Source organism: Agromyces sp. NBRC 114283 (assembly GCF_030268405.1).
GTDB classification, from domain to species: domain Bacteria; phylum Actinomycetota; class Actinomycetes; order Actinomycetales; family Microbacteriaceae; genus Agromyces; species Agromyces mediolanus.
The window spans coordinates 1,420,250-1,439,827 of record NZ_BSQP01000001.1; the positions used below are offsets into that span (position 1 = coordinate 1,420,250).

Annotated in this window: 15 protein-coding genes; 13 read left to right on the top strand and 2 right to left on the bottom strand. The window is 72.2% G+C overall.

The annotated features are described in order from the left end of the window. Positions 1-269: 269 nt before the first annotated feature. Positions 270-1,772 (top strand): IMP dehydrogenase, encoded by a 1,503-nt coding sequence (gene guaB, locus QSJ60_RS06960; RefSeq protein WP_230764802.1) that lies wholly within the window; start codon positions 270-272, stop codon positions 1,770-1,772. 133 nt (positions 1,773-1,905) lie between these two features. Here the strand turns inward: guaB and QSJ60_RS06965 are convergent, their stop codons facing one another. Next, positions 1,906-3,057 (bottom strand): MalY/PatB family protein, encoded by a 1,152-nt coding sequence (locus QSJ60_RS06965; protein WP_285463118.1) that lies wholly within the window; start codon positions 3,055-3,057, stop codon positions 1,906-1,908. A 153-nt stretch (positions 3,058-3,210) separates the two neighbouring features. Here QSJ60_RS06965 and QSJ60_RS06970 point away from each other — a divergent pair, with 153 nt between their 5' ends. From QSJ60_RS06970 to QSJ60_RS07010, 9 genes are all read left to right on the top strand, one after another. Beyond that, positions 3,211-4,911, top strand: a complete 1,701-nt coding sequence (locus QSJ60_RS06970; RefSeq protein ID WP_285463119.1) for an ABC-F family ATP-binding cassette domain-containing protein — start codon at positions 3,211-3,213, stop codon at positions 4,909-4,911. Positions 4,912-4,933: 22 nt separating this feature from the next. Then, a complete protein-coding gene (locus QSJ60_RS06975) occupies positions 4,934-6,058 on the top strand; it encodes a GuaB3 family IMP dehydrogenase-related protein (RefSeq protein ID WP_230764808.1) in 1,125 nt (374 codons plus the stop codon). A 116-nt stretch (positions 6,059-6,174) separates the two neighbouring features. Further along, positions 6,175-7,905 carry a glycerol-3-phosphate dehydrogenase/oxidase gene (locus tag QSJ60_RS06980; RefSeq protein WP_285463120.1) on the top strand — a complete coding sequence of 577 codons (1,731 nt, stop codon included), beginning with the start codon at positions 6,175-6,177 and terminating at the stop codon, positions 7,903-7,905. Positions 7,906-7,992: 87 nt separating this feature from the next. Continuing rightward, positions 7,993-8,790, top strand: a complete 798-nt coding sequence (locus QSJ60_RS06985) for an SURF1 family protein (protein WP_230764810.1) — start codon at positions 7,993-7,995, stop codon at positions 8,788-8,790. A gap of 9 nt (positions 8,791-8,799) precedes the next feature. Beyond that, positions 8,800-9,276 (top strand): DUF3817 domain-containing protein, encoded by a 477-nt coding sequence (locus QSJ60_RS06990; RefSeq protein WP_189083760.1) that lies wholly within the window; start codon positions 8,800-8,802, stop codon positions 9,274-9,276. Continuing rightward, positions 9,273-10,850, top strand: a complete 1,578-nt coding sequence (gene guaA, locus QSJ60_RS06995; protein ID WP_189083761.1) for a glutamine-hydrolyzing GMP synthase — start codon at positions 9,273-9,275, stop codon at positions 10,848-10,850. Before QSJ60_RS06990 ends, guaA begins: the two co-directional genes overlap by 4 nt. 115 nt (positions 10,851-10,965) lie before the next feature. Beyond that, on the top strand, positions 10,966-11,904 hold the full coding sequence (locus QSJ60_RS07000) for an L-lactate dehydrogenase (protein WP_285463121.1): 939 nt from the start codon (positions 10,966-10,968) through the stop codon (positions 11,902-11,904). A gap of 119 nt (positions 11,905-12,023) precedes the next feature. Beyond that, the gene (locus QSJ60_RS07005; protein ID WP_229781496.1) at positions 12,024-12,455 is read left to right on the top strand and encodes a YciI family protein; all 432 of its coding nucleotides are present in this window, start codon (positions 12,024-12,026) and stop codon (positions 12,453-12,455) included. Positions 12,456-12,594: 139 nt separating this feature from the next. After that, the gene (locus tag QSJ60_RS07010; protein ID WP_285465275.1) at positions 12,595-13,815 is read left to right on the top strand and encodes an RNA polymerase sigma factor; all 1,221 of its coding nucleotides are present in this window, start codon (positions 12,595-12,597) and stop codon (positions 13,813-13,815) included. A gap of 115 nt (positions 13,816-13,930) precedes the next feature. On the opposite strand, the gene QSJ60_RS07015 is transcribed toward QSJ60_RS07010, so the two are convergent. Continuing rightward, positions 13,931-14,734 (bottom strand): Bax inhibitor-1/YccA family protein, encoded by an 804-nt coding sequence (locus tag QSJ60_RS07015; RefSeq protein WP_285463122.1) that lies wholly within the window; start codon positions 14,732-14,734, stop codon positions 13,931-13,933. 155 nt (positions 14,735-14,889) lie between these two features. On the opposite strand from QSJ60_RS07015, the gene QSJ60_RS07020 reads away from it, so the two are divergent. From QSJ60_RS07020 to QSJ60_RS07030, 3 genes are all read left to right on the top strand, one after another. Beyond that, positions 14,890-15,915, top strand: a complete 1,026-nt coding sequence (locus QSJ60_RS07020) for a glycerophosphodiester phosphodiesterase family protein (RefSeq protein ID WP_285463123.1) — start codon at positions 14,890-14,892, stop codon at positions 15,913-15,915. 114 nt (positions 15,916-16,029) lie between these two features. Then, a complete protein-coding gene (locus QSJ60_RS07025) occupies positions 16,030-17,061 on the top strand; it encodes a hypothetical protein (RefSeq protein ID WP_285463124.1) in 1,032 nt (343 codons plus the stop codon). Between the two features lie 46 nt (positions 17,062-17,107). Then, positions 17,108-19,576, top strand: coding sequence for an ATP-dependent helicase (locus tag QSJ60_RS07030; protein ID WP_285463125.1), 2,469 nt, complete (start codon positions 17,108-17,110; stop codon positions 19,574-19,576). The last annotated feature ends 2 nt before the right edge of the window (positions 19,577-19,578 follow it).

The following is a 19,578-nucleotide window of genomic DNA, read 5'->3' on the forward strand; positions in this document are numbered from 1 at the left end:
CGGGACCGGTCCTTTCCCGTCGACAACGTCGTTGACGGTACGTGCCGATTATGTCTCAGGTGTTTCGCCCGTGACACAAACGGCCCTCGATTGTTATCCGAGCGACGGGTCCGGCGCAACGTTCGTGCGGGGCACGGCCCGAATACGCAGCGACGATGGGAATTCGGCGGCCCCGCCGTCGCTTAACATTGATGCACCGCATCGCGCGCATCCCGCGCGGGCGGCATCGATCCAGGCGGCGAAACCAGCGGCGGCAGCGAAGGGCAGACATGGACAGGAACGATCCGTTCGGATTCACGGGACTCACCTACGACGACGTGCTGCTCCTGCCCGGGCACACCGACGTCATCCCGAGCGAGGCCGACACGACCTCGCGGCTCACCCGACGGATCAGCGTGGCGACGCCGCTGCTCTCCGCCGCGATGGACACCGTCACCGAGAGCCGCATGGCGATCGCGATGGCGCGCCAGGGCGGCATCGGCATCCTGCACCGCAACCTCTCCATCCAGGACCAGGCCGAGATGGTCGACCGGGTGAAGCGCAGCGAGTCCGGCATGGTCACGAACCCCGTGACGACCACCCCCGACGCCTCCGTCGCCGACGTCGACGCGCTCTGCGGCACCTACCGGGTGAGCGGCCTGCCGGTCGTCGACGAGGCGGGCAAGCTCGTCGGCATCGTCACGAACCGCGACATGCGCTTCGTCTCCGACTTCGAGAAGCCGAGCACGAAGGTCTCCGAGGTGATGACGCGGATGCCGCTCATCACCGGTCACGTCGGCATGAACCCCGACGAGGCGCTCGCCATCTTCGCCGAGCACAAGATCGAGAAGCTGCCGCTGATCGACGACGAGGGCCGGCTCACCGGCCTCATCACCGTCAAGGACTTCGACAAGAGCGAGCAGTACCCGAACGCGACGAAGGACGCCGAGGGGCGCCTGCGCGTGGGCGCGGCGATGGGCTTCTTCGGCGACGCCTGGGAGCGCGCCGAGGCCCTCCGCGACGCCGGGGTCGACGTGCTCGTCGTCGACACCGCGAACGGCGAGTCCGCCGGCGTGCTCGACATCATCCGCCGCCTGAAGGCCGACCCCTCCTTCGCGGACATCGACGTCATCGGCGGCAACGTCGCGACCTACGAGGGTGCGAAGGCGCTCGTCGAGGCCGGCGCCGACGCCGTGAAGGTCGGCGTGGGCCCGGGCTCGATCTGCACGACCCGCGTCGTCGCGGGCGTCGGCGTGCCGCAGATCACGGCCGTGTACGAGGCCTCGAAGGCGACGATGCCGGCCGGCGTACCGCTCATCGCCGACGGCGGCCTGCAGTACTCGGGCGACATCGCCAAGGCGCTCGTCGCCGGCGCCGACACGGTCATGCTCGGCTCGCTGCTCGCCGGCACCGCCGAGAGCCCCGGCGAGCTCGTCTTCCAGAACGGCAAGCAGTTCAAGACGTACCGCGGCATGGGCTCGCTCGGCGCGCTGCAGACCCGCGGCAAGAAGACCTCGTACTCGAAGGACCGCTACTTCCAGGCCGACGTGCCGAGCGACGACAAGCTGATCCCCGAGGGCATCGAGGGCCAGGTGCCCTACCGCGGCCCGCTGTCCGCCGTGGCGTACCAACTCATCGGCGGCCTGCGCCAGTCGATGTTCTACGTCGGCGCGCGCACGATCGAGGAGCTGAAGACCAAGGGCCGCTTCGTGCGCATCACGCCGGCGGGGCTCAAGGAGTCGCACCCGCACGACGTGCAGATCGTCGTCGAGGCGCCGAACTACACGCGCTGAGGGTCAGCGCGGCGCGGCGGAGCCGCGACGCGCTTCCCTCAGCAAGCGGCAGCAGGAGCGCTCGCGGCGCGCCAGCGCCGCGAAGCGTGCCACGGCAGATCGCCGACGCGAGCTGCACGGGCCCCTCCCGTCCCTACCGCGCGTCCGCCAGCCGGGTGATCGCCTCGGCGAGCACCTCGGGCGTGCACGCGAAGTTCAGCCGCACGTGGCCGCGGCCGGCCGTCGCGCCGAACTGCGGCCCGACGCCGAGGGCGACCTTCGCGTGCTCGAGCGCGTACGCGGCGGGGTCGTCGCCCCAGCCGAGCGCGCTGAAGTCGAGCCAGGCGAGGTAGCTCGCCTGCGGCATCCGGTAGCGCACCCCCGGCAGCTCGTCGGCGAGGAGCTCGGCGAGCAGCCGCCGGTTGTCGTCGAGGCTCGCGAGCACGCCGTCGAGCCAGAAGCCGCCCTCGCGGAACGCGGCGATGCTCGCGATGGAGCCGAACTGGCTCATCCGCCACTCGACCTCGTACGGCATGCCCCGGCGCACGGCGTCGCCGCGCTCGGAGGCCGTCACGATCATCGCCGCCTTGAGCCCGGCGAGGTTGAACGCCTTCGTGCCTGCCGTCACGGTGACGCCGAACTCGCGGGCCGCGTCCGAGACGGTGAGGAACGGCGTGTAGACCGAGTCCGGCTGCGAGAGCGGGCCGTGCACCTCGTCGGAGACGATCGTGGCGCCGTGCCGGGCGGCGATCTCCGCGAGGGCGGCGAGCTCGTCGCGGCTCGGCACGAGGCCGATCGGGTTGTGCGGGTTGCAGAGCAGCATCGCCTTCGCCCCGGCGGCGAAGGCGCGGTCGATGCCGTCGAGGTCGAGCGCCCAGCCGGCGTCGATGCCGCCCGTCATGGGCACCTCGACGACCGCGGCCGACGCCTCCGTCACGATGTCGAAGAACGGCGGGTAGATCGGCGGGGTGACGACGACGCGGTCGCCGGGGCTCGTGACCCGGCGGAGCACCTCGACGAGCCCCATGGCGACGTCGCCCGTGCTCGTCACCCGGGCCGGGTCGACCTCCCAGCCGAAGCGCGCGAGGGCGAACGGTGCGAAGGCCTCGGCGATGGGGCCGCTGCCGGCGGCGTAGCCGGTGTCCGAACGGTCGATCGCGGCGTGCAGCGCCGCCGCGACCGGCTCGGCGAGCGGGTAGTCCATCTCGGCGACCGGCAGCGGCAGGACGTCGGCGGGGTAGAGCCGCCACTTGGCACTCGTGCGGGTGCGGAGGACGTCGAGGGGCTGAGCGGCGATCCGATGCATGGCTCCAGCTTGCCGCAGACGGCCGGGCTCGGCATCCCTCCGCCGTGGTCGCGTTTGCCGATCGAGTCGTCGCTCGCTAGTCTGATCGGCTGCCCACGAGGCGGCGCGGCCCCGGAGCGTCCGGCGCGGCCGCATGCGAACGGATGTCTCGACATGGGATTCATCGACGTCAACGGCGTCTCCTACTCGCTGCCCGACGGGCGGCCGCTCCTCGCCGACCTCGCCTTCCGCGTCACGGAGGGCCGCACGACGGCGCTCATCGGTGCGAACGGCGCGGGCAAGTCCACCCTGCTGCGGATCGTCCGCGGCGAGCTCGCCGCCGACGAGGGCAGTGTGCGGGTCGAGGGCGGCCTCGGGGTCATGGACCAGTTCATCGGCACGGGCCGCACCGCCGAGGGCGCCGCCGAGACCGTCGCGGGGCTCCTCGTCTCGGTCGCGCCCGAGCGGATCCGCGTGGCCGCGCTCGAGCTCGAGGCCGCCGAGAACGCGCTCATCGAGCACGAGGACACCGCCGCGCAGATGCGCTACGCCGCCGCGCTCGCCGAGTACGCCGAAGCGGGCGGCTACGAGCAGGAGGTCGTCTGGGACCACTGCACCGAGGCCGCGCTCGGGGTGCCGTTCGAGCGGGCCCGCTGGCGGGAGCTCGCGACGCTATCCGGCGGCGAGCAGAAGCGGCTCGCGCTCGAGGCGCTGCTGCGCGGGCCCGAGCAGGTGCTGCTGCTCGACGAGCCGGACAACTCGCTCGACGTGCCGGGCAAGCGCTGGCTCGAGGAGCGGCTGCGGGAGACGTCGAAGACCGTCTTCCTCGTCTCGCACGACCGCGAGCTGCTGGCCAGGGCCGCCGATCGCATCGTGACGATCGAGCTCGGCGGCGGAGGCAACACCGCCTGGGTGCACGGCGGCGGCTTCGAGGGGTACCACGAGGCCCGCGAGGCGCGCTTCGCCCGGCTCGACGAGCTGCGTCGGCGCTGGGACGAGCAGCACGCCGCGCTGAAGCAGCTCGTGGCGACGCTCAAGGTGAAGGCGACGTACAACGACGGCATGGCCTCCAGGTATCAGGCGGCGGTCACCCGACTCCGCAAGTTCGAGGAGGCCGGGCCGCCGGAGGAGCGCCCGCCCGCCCGCGAGGTCGACATGCGCCTGCGCGGGGCGCGCACCGGCAAGCGCGCGCTCGTGTGCGAGGGGCTCGAGCTCACGGGCCTGATGCGGCCGTTCGAGCTCGAGGTCTGGTACGGCGACCGGGTCGCCGTGCTCGGCTCGAACGGCTCGGGCAAATCGCACTTCCTGCGCCTGCTCGCGGGCGGCGGCAGCGACCCCGACCCGATGCAGGGCCACCGGACCGAGGCGACGGCGGGGCTCGCCCGGGTGCCGCACTCCGGTCGCGCCGTGCTCGGCGCCCGGGTCGTGCCCGGCTGGTTCGCGCAGAACCACGAGCACCCCGAGTTCGCCGGGCGGACGCTGCTGGAGATCCTGTTCCGCGGCGACGCCGAGCGGCCGGGCCTGCCGCGCGAGCAGGCGAGCTCGGCGCTCGACCGCTACGGCCTCGCCCGGGAGGCGCAGCAGCGCTTCGAGCACCTGTCCGGCGGGCAGCAGGCCCGCCTGCAGATCCTCCTGCTCGAGCTCTCGGGCGCGACCATGCTGCTGCTCGACGAGCCGACGGACAACCTCGACCTCGTCTCGGCCGAGGCGCTCGAGGACGCGCTGTCGCGCTTCGACGGCACGGTGCTCGCCGTGACCCACGACCGCTGGTTCGCGCGCGGCTTCGACCGCTTCCTCGTGTTCCGCGAGGACGGCGCGGTCGTCGAGGCGGATGCCCCGGTCTGGGACGAGCGCCGCGTGGCGCGCGCCCGATGAGGCTCCCGGGTAGGCTGGGACGGTGAGCCAGGAGATCGAGATCGGCCGTTCCAAGCGGGGCCGCCGTGTCTACGCGTTCGACGACATCGCCATCGTGCCGAGCCGGCGCACGCGCGACCCGGAGGACGTCTCCGTCGCCTGGTCGATCGACGCGTACCAGTTCGAGCTGCCGTTCCTCGCGGCGCCGATGGACTCCGTGGTCTCGCCGAAGACGGCGATCATGATGGGCCAGCTCGGCGGTCTCGGCGTCCTCGACCTCGAGGGCCTGTGGACCCGCTACGAGAACCCCGAGCCGGTGCTCGCCGAGATCCGCAGCCTCCCGGCCGACAAGGCCACGGCGCGCATGCAGGAGCTCTACGCCGCGCCGATCCAGCCCACGCTCGTGCGCGAGCGGCTCGCCGAGATCCGCGCCGCCGGCGTCACCGTCGCCGGCGCGCTGTCCCCGCAACGCACGGCGGAGCTGCACTCGACCGTCGTCGAGGCGGGCGTCGACCTCTTCGTCATCCGCGGCACGACCGTCTCGGCCGAGCACGTCTCGAAGAACGTCGAGCCGCTGAACCTGAAGAAGTTCATCTACGAGCTCGACGTCCCCGTCATCGTCGGCGGCGCTGCCACGTACACCGCAGCGCTGCATCTCATGCGCACGGGCGCGGCGGGCGTGCTCGTGGGCTTCGGCGGCGGCGCCGCCTCCACGACGCGCGCCTCGCTCGGCATCCACGCGCCCATGGCAACCGCGGTGGCGGATGTCGCGGGCGCGCGCCGCGACTACCTCGACGAGTCGGGCGGCCGCTACGTGCACGTCATCGCCGACGGCGGCGTCGGGGCCTCCGGCGACATCGTGAAGGCGATCGCGTGCGGCGCCGACGCGGTCATGCTCGGCGCCGCGCTCGCGCGGGCGACCGACGCCCCGGGCGGCGGCTGGCACTGGGGCGCCGAGGCGCACCACCCGAAGCTGCCCCGCGGCAAGCGCGTGCAGGTCGGCCAGGTGGCCCCGCTCGAGGAGATCCTCTACGGCCCGGCGCCGAACGCCGAGGGCACCGCGAACCTCGTGGGCTCGCTGCGCAAGTCGATGGCGACGACCGGCTACTCCGACCTGAAGGAGTTCCAGCGGGTCGAGATCGTCGTCGCGCCGTACCAGGGCGCCTGAGACCGGCCGGAGCGCGGACTCGGGCTCGTCGAACCGAGTCGTGATCGCCGGACCTGCTGTCCGAGTTGTCGGGTAGCGTGGAAGCAGCGCGGTATACGACGTCTGGGGAGGCGACGATGGCGAAGCTCAAGTCGGTGGCACGGTCGGACAAGCTCGGCCCTGAGGAGCGCGCGGCGGCGATCGCGCGACTGAAAGAGAAAGAGCTCGACGTCCTCGTCGTCGGCGGCGGCATCGTCGGCACCGGCTCCGCGCTCGACGCGGTCACCCGCGGGCTCTCGACCGGGCTCCTCGAGGCCCGCGACTGGGCGAGCGGCACCTCGAGCCGCTCCTCGAAGCTCGTGCACGGCGGCATCCGCTACCTCGAGCAGCTCGACTTCCGGCTGGTCCGCGAGGCGCTCATCGAGCGTGGCCTCCTGCTGCAGCGCATCGCCCCGCACCTCGTAAAGCCGGTGCGCTTCCTCTACCCGCTGAAGAAGCGGGTGTTCGAGCGCTTCTACATCGGCGCCGGCATGATGCTCTACGACATCTTCAGCTACACGGGCGGGCGTCCGCCCGGTGTCCCGCACCACCGGCACCTGTCGAAGCGCCAGGTCATGCGGGCCATCCCCTCGCTCTCGAAGGACGCCCTCGTGGGCGGCCTGACCTACTACGACGCGCAGGTCGACGACGCCCGCTACGTGGCCTCGCTCGCGCGCACGGCGAGCTTCTACGGCGCCCACGTCGCGAGCCGCGTGAACGTCGAGGGCTTCCTGAAGGTCGGCGAGCGGGTCGTGGGCGTGAAGGCGCACGACCTCGAGACCGACGAGCACTTCGAGATCCGCGCGAAGCAGGTCGTCAACGCGACCGGCGTGTGGACCGACGACACCCAGCGCATGGTGGGGGAGCGGGGCACCTTCAAGGTGCGCGCCTCGAAGGGCATCCACCTCGTCGTGCCGCGCGACCGCATCCAGTCCGCGATGGGCATGATCTTCCGCACCGAGAAGAGCGTGCTCTTCGTCATCCCCTGGGGCCGGCACTGGCTGATCGGCACGACCGACACCGACTGGAACCTCGACAAGGCGCACCCCGCGGCGACCGCGGCCGACATCGACTACCTGCTCGAGCACGTGAACGCCGTGCTCGCGGTGCCGCTCACCCGGGAGGACGTCGAGGGCGTGTACGCGGGCCTCCGCCCGCTCCTCGCGGGCGAGAGCGACCAGACCTCCAAGCTCTCCCGCGAGCACCTCGTCGCGCACACCGTGCCCGGGCTCGTGGTCATCGCGGGCGGCAAGTGGACCACCTACCGGGTCATGGCGAAGGACGCGATCGACGCGGCCGTCGACGCGCTCGACGGCAAGATCCCGCCGTCGGCGACACAGGACATCGCGCTGCTCGGCGCCGAGGGCTATCAGGCCGCGTGGAACAAGCGCGGCAAGATCGCCCGCGCCTTCGGCGTGCACAAGGTGCGCATCGAGCACCTGCTGAACCGCTACGGCACGATGACCGACGACCTGCTCGACCTCATCCGCAACGACCCCTCGCTCGGCGAGCCGCTGCCCGGGGCCGACGACTACCTCGCCGCCGAGGTCGTGTACGCGGCCTCGCACGAGGGCGCCCTGCACCTCGACGACGTGCTCGCCCGGCGCACCCGCATCTCGATCGAGGCGTGGGACCGCGGCGTCTCGGCCGCGCCCGTCGCGGCGAAGCTCATGGGCGGCGTGCTCGGCTGGGACGAGGCCCGCGAGACCCTCGAGGTCGAGCGCTACCTGCAGCGGGTCGAGGCCGAGCGCGCCTCGCAGGAGCAGCCCGACGACGCCTCGGCCGACCGGGTGCGGCTGGAGGCGCCGGACATCGTCCGGGTCGACTGATCGGTCCGCCCGGCGCCCCGGCATCGTCGTGGGCGCCGGGCGGGCACCCACCGCTTCCCCAGCCGCGGGCGGGTAGGCTCGGTGATCGTGTCCGCTGACTCACGCCGCGCCGTGCTGCGCATGATGGTGCGCCCGCGGTGGCTGCTCGCCCTGCTCCTCGCCCTCGGCATCGCCGCCGCCTTCGCCCTGCTCGGGCAGTGGCAGGTCGAGCGGGCCGTCGAGCAGGCCACGGTCGAGGTGCGGCCGACGGAGGAGGTGCTGCCCTTCGCCGGGCTCGCCGCCCCCGACGCGCCCACCGAGCAGCGCGCGACCGGGCAGATGGTCGAGGTCACCGGGCGTTTCGTCCCCGGCGACACGGTGATCGTCGACGGCCGTCTGAACGACGGCGTCGCGGGCAGCTGGGTCGTCGCGCACCTCGAGGTCACCGACGGCGCGCCGGGTGGTCTGCCCGTCGCGCTCGGCTGGGCGCCCGACCGCGAGGCGGCCGAGCGCGCGCTCGCCGAGTTCGAGCGCGGCCTCGGCTCTGAGGACACCACCCTCGTCGGCCGTTTCCTGCCGAGCGAGGCCCCGATCGCGCCCGCGGACGACGCCGACCCCTTCGAGATGAAGACGGTCGCCGTCGCGCAGCTCGTGAACCTGTGGGCCGACTTCGACGACCGGCCGGCGTACTTCGGCTACGTCACGGCGAAGGATGCCTCGCCCGGACTCGAGGCGATCCACTCGCCGCCGCCCGAGCAGTCGGTGGAGCTGAACTGGCTGAACGTCTTCTACGCGGTCGAATGGGTGGTGTTCGCGGGCTTCGCGATCTACCTCTGGTACCGGCTCGTGCGAGACGCGGTCGAGCGCGAGCGCGACGAGGCGGAGGCGCTCAGCCAGTCCGCGTAGACTGGTGGCATGCCCCTCGAGCCCAAACTCGCCGATCTGCCGCGCATCCGCGGGGCGCTGAAGTTCTACCAGGTGGCGTCGGTCATCACGGGCGTGATGCTGCTGCTGCTCTGCGCCGAGATGCTGCTGAAGTACGTCTGGCACTTCGAGCTGTACGCCTTCGGCCCGAACGGCGTGCTCAGCTTCGAGCCCGTGCTCGAGACGGCGAGCGGTCTCGAGTCGACCGGCACCGGGGTGAACCTCTCCACCGGCATCCTGATCGCGCACGGCTGGTTCTACGTCGTGTACCTCTTCAGCGACTTCCGGCTGTGGAGCCTCATGCGCTGGCCGTTCACGCGCTTCATCCTCATCGCGCTCGGCGGCATCGTGCCGTTCCTCTCCTTCTTCCTCGAGGCCAAGATCGGCCGCGAGGTCCGCAGCTACCTCGACCGCCGCGAGGCCGAGGCCGCAGATTCCGACAACCAGCCCGTGGAGGCCGCCCAGTGAGCGAGACCGAACAGCGTCCCGTCCTCGTCGTCGACTTCGGTGCCCAGTACGCGCAGCTCATCGCGCGACGGGTGCGCGAGGCATCCGTCTACTCCGAGATCGTGCCGCACACGGTCACGGCCGAGGAGGTGCGCGCCAAGAACCCGATCGGCATCGTGCTCTCCGGCGGGCCGAGCTCGGTGTACGAGCAGGGCGCCCCGCAGCTCGACCCCGAGGTGCTCGAGCTCGGCGTGCCGACTCTCGGCATCTGCTACGGCTTCCAGGTCATGGCGCAGCACTTCGGCGGCGAGGTCGCGCAGACCGGCCAGCGCGAGTACGGCGCGACACACGCGAACGTGGTGGATGCCGAGGGCAACGCGCTGCTCGTCGACCAGCCGGCCGGGCAGACCGTGTGGATGAGCCACGGCGACTCGGTCGCCCGAGCCCCCGAGGGCTTCGAGGTGCTCGCCTCGACCGAGTCGACGCCGGTCGCCGCCTTCGCGAACGACGAGCGCAAGCTCTACGGCGTGCAGTGGCACCCCGAGGTGAAGCACACGCCGTTCGGCCAGGGCATCATCGAGAACTTCCTGCACCGCGCCGCGGGCATCCCCGCCGACTGGAACTCGGGCAACGTCATCGCCGAGCAGGTCGCCCGTATCCGCGAGCAGGTCGGCGACGCCCGGGTCATCTCGGCCCTCTCCGGCGGCGTCGACTCGGCCGTGTCGACCGCGCTCGTGCAGCGCGCCGTGGGCGAGCAGCTCACCGCGGTGTTCGTCGACCACGGTCTGCTCCGCAAGGGCGAGCGCGAGCAGGTGCAGCAGGACTACGTCGCCGCGACCGGGGTGCGCCTCGTCACGGTCGACGCGGCAGACACCTTCCTCGACGCGCTCGCCGGGGTCACCGACCCCGAGGAGAAGCGCAAGATCATCGGGCGCGAGTTCATCCGCGCCTTCGAGGCGGCGGAGCGCGACCTCCTCGCCGAGGCGGCGGCCGACGGCACGCCCATCAAGTTCCTCGTGCAGGGCACGCTCTACCCCGACGTCGTCGAGTCGGGCGGCGGCGCGGGCACGGCGAACATCAAGAGCCACCACAACGTCGGCGGCCTGCCCGAAGACCTGCAGTTCGAGCTCGTCGAGCCGTTGCGCACCCTGTTCAAGGACGAGGTGCGCGCGATCGGCCGCGAGCTCGGGCTGCCCGAGGCGATCGTCGGCCGGCAGCCCTTTCCGGGGCCCGGCCTCGGCATCCGCATCGTGGGCGAGGTCACCCGTGATCGTCTCGATCTGCTCCGCGAGGCCGATGCCATCGCGCGCGAGGAGCTGAGCCGTGCGGGCCTCGACCAGGAGATCTGGCAGTGCCCCGTCGTGCTGCTCGCCGATGTGCGCTCGGTCGGCGTCCAGGGCGACGGCCGTACCTACGGGCACCCCATCGTGCTCCGCCCGGTCTCGAGCGAGGACGCGATGACCGCCGACTGGACGCGGCTGCCTTACGACGTGCTCGCGAAGATCTCGAACCGCATCACGAACGAGGTGCGCGAGGTGAACCGCGTCGTGCTCGACGTCACGTCGAAGCCGCCGGGCACCATCGAGTGGGAGTGAGCCGGGGCATCCGGCATCCGGAGGGCGCGGTCTGCTGACCGCGCCCTCCGTCGTTTCCGGCGCCGCAGCGCGCACGCACTGGCCGTCGCCGTTCCGGCCGGGCAGGATGGTCCGCATGGCGAATGCGCGCACGAAACTGACCGTGGTCGGCGCCGGCAGCGTCGGGGTGAGCCTCGCGTACGCCGCGCTCATCCGGGAGAGCGCCGCCGAGGTGGCGCTCTACGACATCGCCGCCGAGAAGGTGGAGGCCGAGGTGCTCGACCTCGCGCACGGCACCCAGTTCACCGGCTCCGCGGTGTCCGGCGGCGCGGACCCGGCCGTCGTCGAGGGCAGCGACGTGGTCGTCGTGACGGCGGGCGCGAAGCAGCAGCCCGGGCAGTCGCGCATGGAACTCGCGGCGACGAACGCGGGCATCCTCGAGCAGCTCATGCCGACGCTCCTCGCGCGGGCGCCGGGCGCGGTGTTCGTCATCGTGACGAACCCGGCGGACGTGATGACGGTCGTGGCACGGCGGGTCACCGGGCTGCCGGCCGAGCGGGTGTTCGGCTCCGGCACGGTGCTCGACACCTCGAGGCTGCGCTGGCGGCTCGCCGAGCGCGCGGGCGTCGGCACCGCGAGCGTGCACGCCGACATCGTGGGCGAGCACGGCGACACCGAGTTCCCGCTCTGGTCGAACGCGCGCATCGGGCCGGTGCCGATCCTCGACTGGCGCGGCGGCGAGCCGTTCACGATGGGCGAGCTCGACCGCGTCGCCCAGGAGGTGCGCGAGGCGGCGTACACGGTCATCCGCGGCAAGGGGGCGACGAACCTCGCGATCGGGCTCAGCGGGGCGCGCATCGTCGAGGCCGTGCTCCGCGACGAGCACGCCGTGCTGCCGGTGTCGACCGTGCTCGACGGCGTCCGCGGCATCCGGGGCGTCGCGCTCTCCCTGCCCTCGGTGGTCGGGGCGCACGGCGCCCGGGTCGTCGCCGAGACCCCGATGTCGGCGGAGGAGGAGGCGCGCCTCCTGGCCTCCGCCGAGGCCATCCGCACCGCTGTCGAGGCCCTCGGCTGAGACGCGAGAAGATTCTCGGAGAGTTTTTCGCACTCGTGTCGATCTGCGCGGTTCCCGTTCGACGCCATGAGTGAGAGGGTCGGAACCGGCCCCGATCGATCCGAACAGGAGACGGAATCATGACCAAGTACATGCTGATCATGCGTGCGGACGAGCGCGGCGTCGCCGCCTACGAGGAGATGGACTTCACCGAGGTCATCGCCGCGATGGGCCGCTACAACGAGTCCATGATGAAGGCCGGCGTGCTGCTCGCGGGCGAGGGCCTGTCCGACGCGAGCGAGGGCTTCGTCGTCGACTTCAGCGGCGAGACCCCGCTCGTCACCGACGGCCCCTACGGCGAGATCAAGGAGCTCTTCAACGGCTTCTGGATCATCGAGGTGGGCTCGAAGGCCGAGGCCGCCGAATGGGCGAGCCGGGCGCCGCTCGGACCGGGCGCGTTCCTCGAGGTGCGCCGGGTGACCGACGCCTCCGACTTCCCCGCCGATAACGAGTGGGTGCAGAAGGAGGAGGGCTGGCGCGAGGAGCAGGCCCAGCGGGCCGCACAGGCCTGAGCCGGGCGGCCGCGTGAGCCACGAGACCGAGGAGCGCCGCATCGACGAGGCGTCGGTGCGGCGCTCCGGCGCGCCCGGCGAGGCGTCCGCTCCTGCTCCGGCGGCCGACCCGGCCCTCGTCGCCGAGCGCGTCGCGGCGGTGTGGCGCATCGAGGCGCCGCGCATCGTGGGCGCGCTCACCCGCTTCGTCGGCGACTTCGCCCAGGCGGAAGACCTGGCCCAGGAGGCGCTCGCCGAGGCGCTCGAGCAGTGGCCGGCCGAGGGGGTGCCGCGCAACCCCGGCGCGTGGCTCACCGCGGTCGCGAAGCGCCGCGCCATCGACGGCTGGCGCCGCAGGGAGCGCTACGAGGAGCGGGTGGCGGCGATCGCGCACGACCTCGAGGCCGAGCGCGCGGCCGAGGCGGAGGCGCCGCCCTACGACCCCGACCGGATCGACGACGACGTGCTGCGCCTCGTCTTCGTCGCGTGCCATCCGGTGCTCAGCCGGGAGGCGCGCGTCGCGCTCACCCTCCGCGTGGTCGGCGGACTCACGAGCGAGGAGGTGGCGCGCATGTTCCTCGTGCCCGTCGCCACCGTGCAGCAGCGCGTCGTGCGCGCGAAGAAGACGCTCGCCGAGGCCGGCGTCGCGTTCGAGGTGCCGCCCAGGGCGGAACTGCCCGAGCGCCTCGGCGCGGTGCTCGGCGTGCTCTACCTGATCTTCACCGAGGGCCACGCCGCGAGCGGCGGCGAGGACTGGATGCGCCCGGAGCTCAGCCGCGAGGCCCTGCGGCTCGCGCGCATCGTCGCCGCGCTGCTGCCCCGGGAGCCCGAGGCGCAGGGCCTCGTCGCGCTGATGGAGCTCACCGCGGCGCGCTTCCCCGCCAGGACGGACGCCGAGGGCAACCCGGTCCTGCTCGCCGATCAGGACCGCTCCCGCTGGGACCGCGGGGCGATCGGCCGCGGCCGCGCGGCGCTCGAGCGCGCCGATGCGATCGGGCATGGGCGCGGGCCGTACGCGCTGCAGGCGGCGATCGCGCTCGAGCACGACCGGGCCGCCTCGGTCGAGGACACCGACTGGGCGGCGATCGTCGCCGTGTACGACGCGCTCGCGGAGCTCTCCGGATCGCCGGTGGTCGCCCTCAACCGCGCGGTCGCCGTGTCGATGGCGGACGGCCCGGCGGCCGCCATCGAACTCGTCGACGCGCTCGCCGGCGAGCCGCGGCTGGCGCTCTCGCACCTGCTGCCGAGCGTGCGGGGCGAGCTGCTCGCGCGGCTCGGCCGAGACGAGGAAGCGAGGGCCGAGTTCGAGCTCGCCGCCGAGCGCACGCAGAACGCCCGGGAGCGCGCCGTGCTGCTCGCGAAGGCGAGCGGCCGGGGCTGAGCTGCCGGCCGGGCTGAGCGGGCGGCGGGCTCCGCCGCGCATCGGGCCCTCGCCCGGAAACGACGAACGGGCCGCCCGAGGGCGACCCGTTCGTGCAGTCGAGCTGCTGCGGCGACTAGTCTCGCGCGATCGCGATGAAGCGCAGGATCTCGAGGTAGAGCCAGATGACGGTGACCATGATGCCGAAGGCGCCGGACCAGCCGTACTTCTTCGGGGCGCGGTTGCGCACGCCCTGCTGGATCGCGTCGAAGTCGAGCACGAGCGAGTACGCGGCCATCAGGATGACGAGCACCCCGATGACGAGGCCGAGCGGGATGCCCATGATCTCGACGCCGCGGAGGCCCCACGGGTCGCTGTTGACGCCGGTCCACATGAGGATCATGTTGACGAGCGAGAACACGAGGTAGCCCACCATCGCGATGAGGAAGACCTTCGTGGCCTTCTTCGAGGCGCGCACCTTGCCGCTCGCGAAGAGCGCGAGCGTCACGCCGAAGACGGCGAGCGTGCCGATCACGGCCTGGGCGATGATGCCCGAGTACTGGGTCTCGTAGATCAGCGAGATGCCGCCGATGAAGAGACCCTGCGCGGCCGCGTAGGCGAGGATCAGCGCGGGCGAGGGCTCGCGCTTGAAGATGTTGACGAGGGCGAGCACGAAGCCGACGATGGCGCCGACCCAGAACACCCACGGCATGGTGGGGGTCAGGGCGAAGCCCGCGGCGGCGCCGACGAGCAGCACGCCGAACGAGGCGACGGTCTTCGAGATCGTGTTCTCGACCGTCATGACCTCGGTGTCGGGCAGCGTGGTCGGGCGGTCGTACATCTCCTGCAGCTGCTGGGCCGACACGTCCTGCGCTGCGGCCACCGCCCCCTGCTGGGAGAATGCGGGGTTCCGCGAGAAGGCGGGATTGTCGAGTGCCATGGACGGTTCCTCTGCTTTCGGCGTTCGTCGGGTGGAGGGGAATCCGGGCGCGGCTGCATACCGGATTCCTACGAATCTACCGTGTCCAGCCGTGACGACGCCGAGAATGCGCCGGAGATCATCCTCTGGTGCCATGCCGTCGCTACGCTATGCGCATGCTGGCAGACACCGCGGGCCATCCGCTCGTCATCGGACACCGCGGCGCCTCCGGCTACCGGCCCGAGCACACCCGTGCGGCCTACGAGCTCGCCTTCGCGCTCGGCGCGGAGGCCGTCGAGCCGGATCTCGTCGCGTCGCGCGACGGCGTGCTGGTGCTGCGCCACGAGAACGAGATCTCGGGCACGACGGATGTCGCGAGCCGCCCCGAGTTCGCCGGGCGCCGCACGACCCGCGAGGTGGACGGGGCCCCGCTCACCGGCTGGTTCACCGAGGACTTCACCTGGGCCGAGCTCGCGACCCTGCGGGCGACCGAGCGCCTGGGCGCGCTGCGCCAGACGAGCGCGAGCTTCGACGGCCGTTTCCCGCTGCTGCGGCTGCGGGACCTGCTCGAGCTGGTGGAGGATGCCGCGGACGCCGGTCAGCGGCTGCTCCGCATCGTGGCGGAGTTCAAGCACGCGAGCCACTTCGCCGGTCTCGGGCTGCCGCTCGACGAGCTGTTCGCCGCCGAGCTCGAGGCGGCCGGGTGGGGGAGAGGCGACGGGCGGCTCATCCTCGAGTCCTTCGAGCCGACGATCCTCGACCGCCTGGGCGATCGCGGCGTGCACGGGGCCCGGGTGTTCCTCATCGAGGAGTCGGGCGCGCCCTGGGACCTCGTGCTCCGCGACGGCGCGGCCGCGACGAGCTACGACGAGGTCGTGACCGAGGCCGGGCTGATGCGGCTCGCCGGCCGCTTCGACGGGGTGAGCGTCTCGAAGTCGCGCCTCGTCGGCGGCTCGAAGCGCCGCGGACCGCTGCATGGGGCGGAGCTCGTGGACGCCGCGCACAGCGCCGGCCTCGCCGTCTACACCTGGACGCTCCGCCCGGAGAACCGCTTCCTGGCACCGGCGTTCCGGCGCGGGACGGCCCGCGCGCACTGGGGGGACTGGCTCGGGGAGTTCCGCGCCGTCATCGACACCGGGGTCGACGGGATCTTCGTCGACCAGCCCGACCTCGGGGTCGAGGCGCGCGACGGGCGCGACTGACAGCTCGGTCTCGGGTCGCGGGGTCTGTCCACAGCCCGGCCGGATGCCTCGGCGCGGCCGGGGGCGTGTCGCTAGGCTGGGGAACCCAGCACGCCGGCGTCGACAGGAGGAACGATGTCCAGCTCCACTCCGGGTCCCGATCCCGCTCAGGGGTCGGTCCCAGCACCGGGGTCCGCACCGGTCCAGCGCTCGCGCACCGCGAGGATCGCACTCTGGCTCTCCATCGGCATGCTGGTGGCGGCAGCGCTGCTCGGCGGCTTCTTCATCATCGTCGGCGATCAGGCGAACGTCGCGGGGCGGGCGTGGCTCACCATGCTGCTCGTCGCGGTGTTCGCCGGCACCGTGCTGCTCGACACGACCATCGCCGACGGGCCCAACCGCTGGTACCTCGCGGCCTCGACCATCGTCAACGTGGTGCTCGTCGCGATCGGCCTGATGAAGGTGTGGAACGGCTGGCTCCAGCCGGCCAACACCGCCGACCCGGGCGTCTGGGCCGCCCAGATCGGCCGCTTCATCGCCGTCGTCATCCTGTTGCGGCTCGCGCTGCTGCTCACCCAGCTCTACGGGCTGCATTTCGTCGCGCGGGCGAAGAAGACGGCGACGCGCATCTCCGGCATCGTGACGCTGATCTTCGTCTGGGCGACGGCGCTCGTGCTGTCGATCCCCTCGGCGTTCCCCGAGCCCGACTGGCCCGACTGGTGGTGGCGCACCGCGGGCGCCACCTCGCTCGTCGCGGTCGTCGCCGCGGTCATCCCGCTCATCCTGCGCGCCTTCGAGCCGAAGGAGCCGCGACCGGCGCAGCTCGCGTACGGGCAGCCGGGCTACGGGCAGCAGCCCGCGTACGGTCAGCAGCCGGGGTATGGCCAGCAGCCGGTCCAGCAGCCGGGGTACGGGGAGCCCGGGTACGGGCAGCCGCCGGTGCAGCCGGGGTACGGCCAGCCCGGGTACGGTCAGCCGGCCGCGCAGCCCGGGTACCCCGCACCGCCGGCTCCTCCCGGGTATGGGCAGCCGACGACCCCGCCGCCTCCGCCCGGGTATGCGCAGCCGACGCCGCCCCCGCCGCCCGTTCCGGGACAGCAGCAGCCGACGCCGCCCCCGCCGCCCGCACCTGGGCCGCAGCCCCCGGCGCCGCAGCCCCCGGCCTGAGTCAGCGGGGTCGGGTGTCGGCGGTCCCGCCTAGACTTGAAGGGACATGACGCTGATCCTCGACCCCGACGACCCGGCCGGCTGGCGCGAGGCCGACGCTCCCGTGCGCGACGGCGCCGGCAGCCGCCTCACCGACGGACTCAACCCCCAGCAGAAGGCCGCAGTCGAGTACCGCGGCCCCGCGCTGCTCATCGTGGCAGGCGCGGGGTCCGGCAAGACCCGGGTGCTCACCCACCGCATCGCGCACCTCATCGAGACGCGCGAGGCCTGGCCGAGCCAGATCCTCGCGATCACCTTCACGAATAAGGCCGCCGCCGAGATGCGCGAGCGGGTGCAGGCCCTGCTCGGCGACAGCGCGCAGGGCATGTGGATCTCCACGTTCCACTCCGCCTGCGTGCGCATCCTCCGCCGAGAGGCCGAGTCGCTCGGGCTCAGCTCGACCTTCACCATCTACGACTCGGCCGACCAGCGCACCATCCTGAAGCGCATCATCAAAGAGCTGAACGCCGACACGATGGGCTTCACCCCGGCCGGTGCGCAGAGCAAGATCTCCAAGCTCAAGAACGAGCTCGCCGACGTCGAGACGTACGCGCGCAACGTCAACACGAACGATCCGCAGGAGCTCACGTTCCTCGAGATCTTCCGTCAGTACACGCGCCGGCTCCGCGAGGCCAGCGCGCTCGACTTCGACGACCTGATCGCCGAGACCGTGTACCTGTTCCGGGCGTTCCCGAAGGTGGCCGCGCTCTACCAGCGGCGCTTCCGGCACATCCTCGTCGACGAGTACCAGGACACGAACCACGCCCAGTACGCGCTCATCCACGAGCTCACCCGTCCGGTGGAGCCCGAGATCGTCGCCGAGCTCGACCAGCACGGCGTCCTCGTGCGCGGGCTCACCGACCGCAACGGCCGCATCCCCGGGGCCTCCCTCACGGTCGTCGGCGACTCCGACCAGTCGATCTACGCCTTCCGCGGCGCCGACATCCGCAACATCGCCGAGTTCGAGCGCGACTTCCCGGGCGCCGAGGTGGTGCTCCTCGAGCAGAACTACCGCTCCACGCAGAACATCCTCTCCGCAGCCAACGCGGTCATCTCGAACAACTTCGACCGCAAAGACAAGAAGCTCTGGACGGCCGACGGCGACGGCGACAAGATCGTCGGCTACACGGGGTACACCGCGCACGACGAGGCGCAGTTCATCGCCGACGAGATCGAGGCTCTCCACCGCGACGGGGTCGCCTACCGCGACATCGCCGTCTTCTACCGCACCAACGCGCAGACGCGCGCGCTGGAGGAGATCTTCGTGCGCTCGGCGCTGCCGTACCGCGTCGTCGGCGGCACCAAGTTCTACGAGCGAGCCGAGATCAAGGACGCCATGGCGTACCTCATCGCCGTGGCGAACCCGCTCGACGAGCTCGCGCTGCGACGCATCCTGAACACCCCGAAGCGGGGCATCGGGCCCGCGACCGAGACCGCGATCGCGAACTACGCCGAGCAGAACGAGCTGAGCTTCCGGCAGGCCATGCGGCACGCGGGGTCGCTCGGCCTCGGGCCGAAGGTCACCGGCGCGATCACCGCGCTCGCCGACGTGCTCGACGAGGCCGCCGCGATGCTCGTGCCCTCGCAGGCCGGCATCGACGCGGGCACCAACGAGGGCGCCGCGAAGGTGTCCGACGTGCTCGTCCACCTCGTGCAGCGCTCCGGCCTGCTCGACGCCCTCCGCAACAGCCGCGACCCGCAGGACGAGACCCGAGCCGAGAACGTCGACGAGCTCGTCGCGCAGACGCGCGACTTCGACCGGGAGAACCCCGGCTCCACCCTCGTCGACTTCCTCACTCAGGTCTCGCTCGTCGCGGCGGCCGACGAGATCGACGACGAGTCCGGCACCGTCTCGCTCATGACCCTGCACACCGCGAAGGGCCTCGAGTACCACGCGGTCTTCCTCACCGGCATCGAGGAGGGGCTGCTGCCGCACCAGATGTCGGCCTCCGAGCCCGGCGGCCCGGCCGAGGAGCGGCGGCTGTTCTACGTCGGCATCACCCGGGCGCGCAAGCGCCTCTACCTCTCGCTCGCGATGAGCCGGGCCCAGTTCGGCGAGGTGGCGGTCGCGATGCCGAGCCGGTACCTGCAGGAGATCCCCGACGAGCTCATCGACTGGAAGCAGTCGCCCGGCATGGCCACGAGCCGGGGCGGCACGCAGCCGCGCGCGCTCAACGCCCGGCGCGGCTCCGAGCGCTGGGGCGGCGGCTTCGAGTCCCGGCGCGACCTCGACCGCTTCAGCGTCACCAGGGCGCCGGCGACGAAGACGGAGTGGGCGAACAAGGTCACCGGCACGGTGCGCGACAACGGCGACCTCACCCTCGAGGCCGGCGACCGCATCCGTCACACCGACTTCGGCGAGGGGCGCGTCACCCAGGTGACCGGCGAGGGCACCAAGCGCATCGCGCACGTCGCCTTCGACACCGCGGGGCAGAAGAAGCTCCTCATCAAGATCGCCCCGATCGAGAAGCTGTGAGC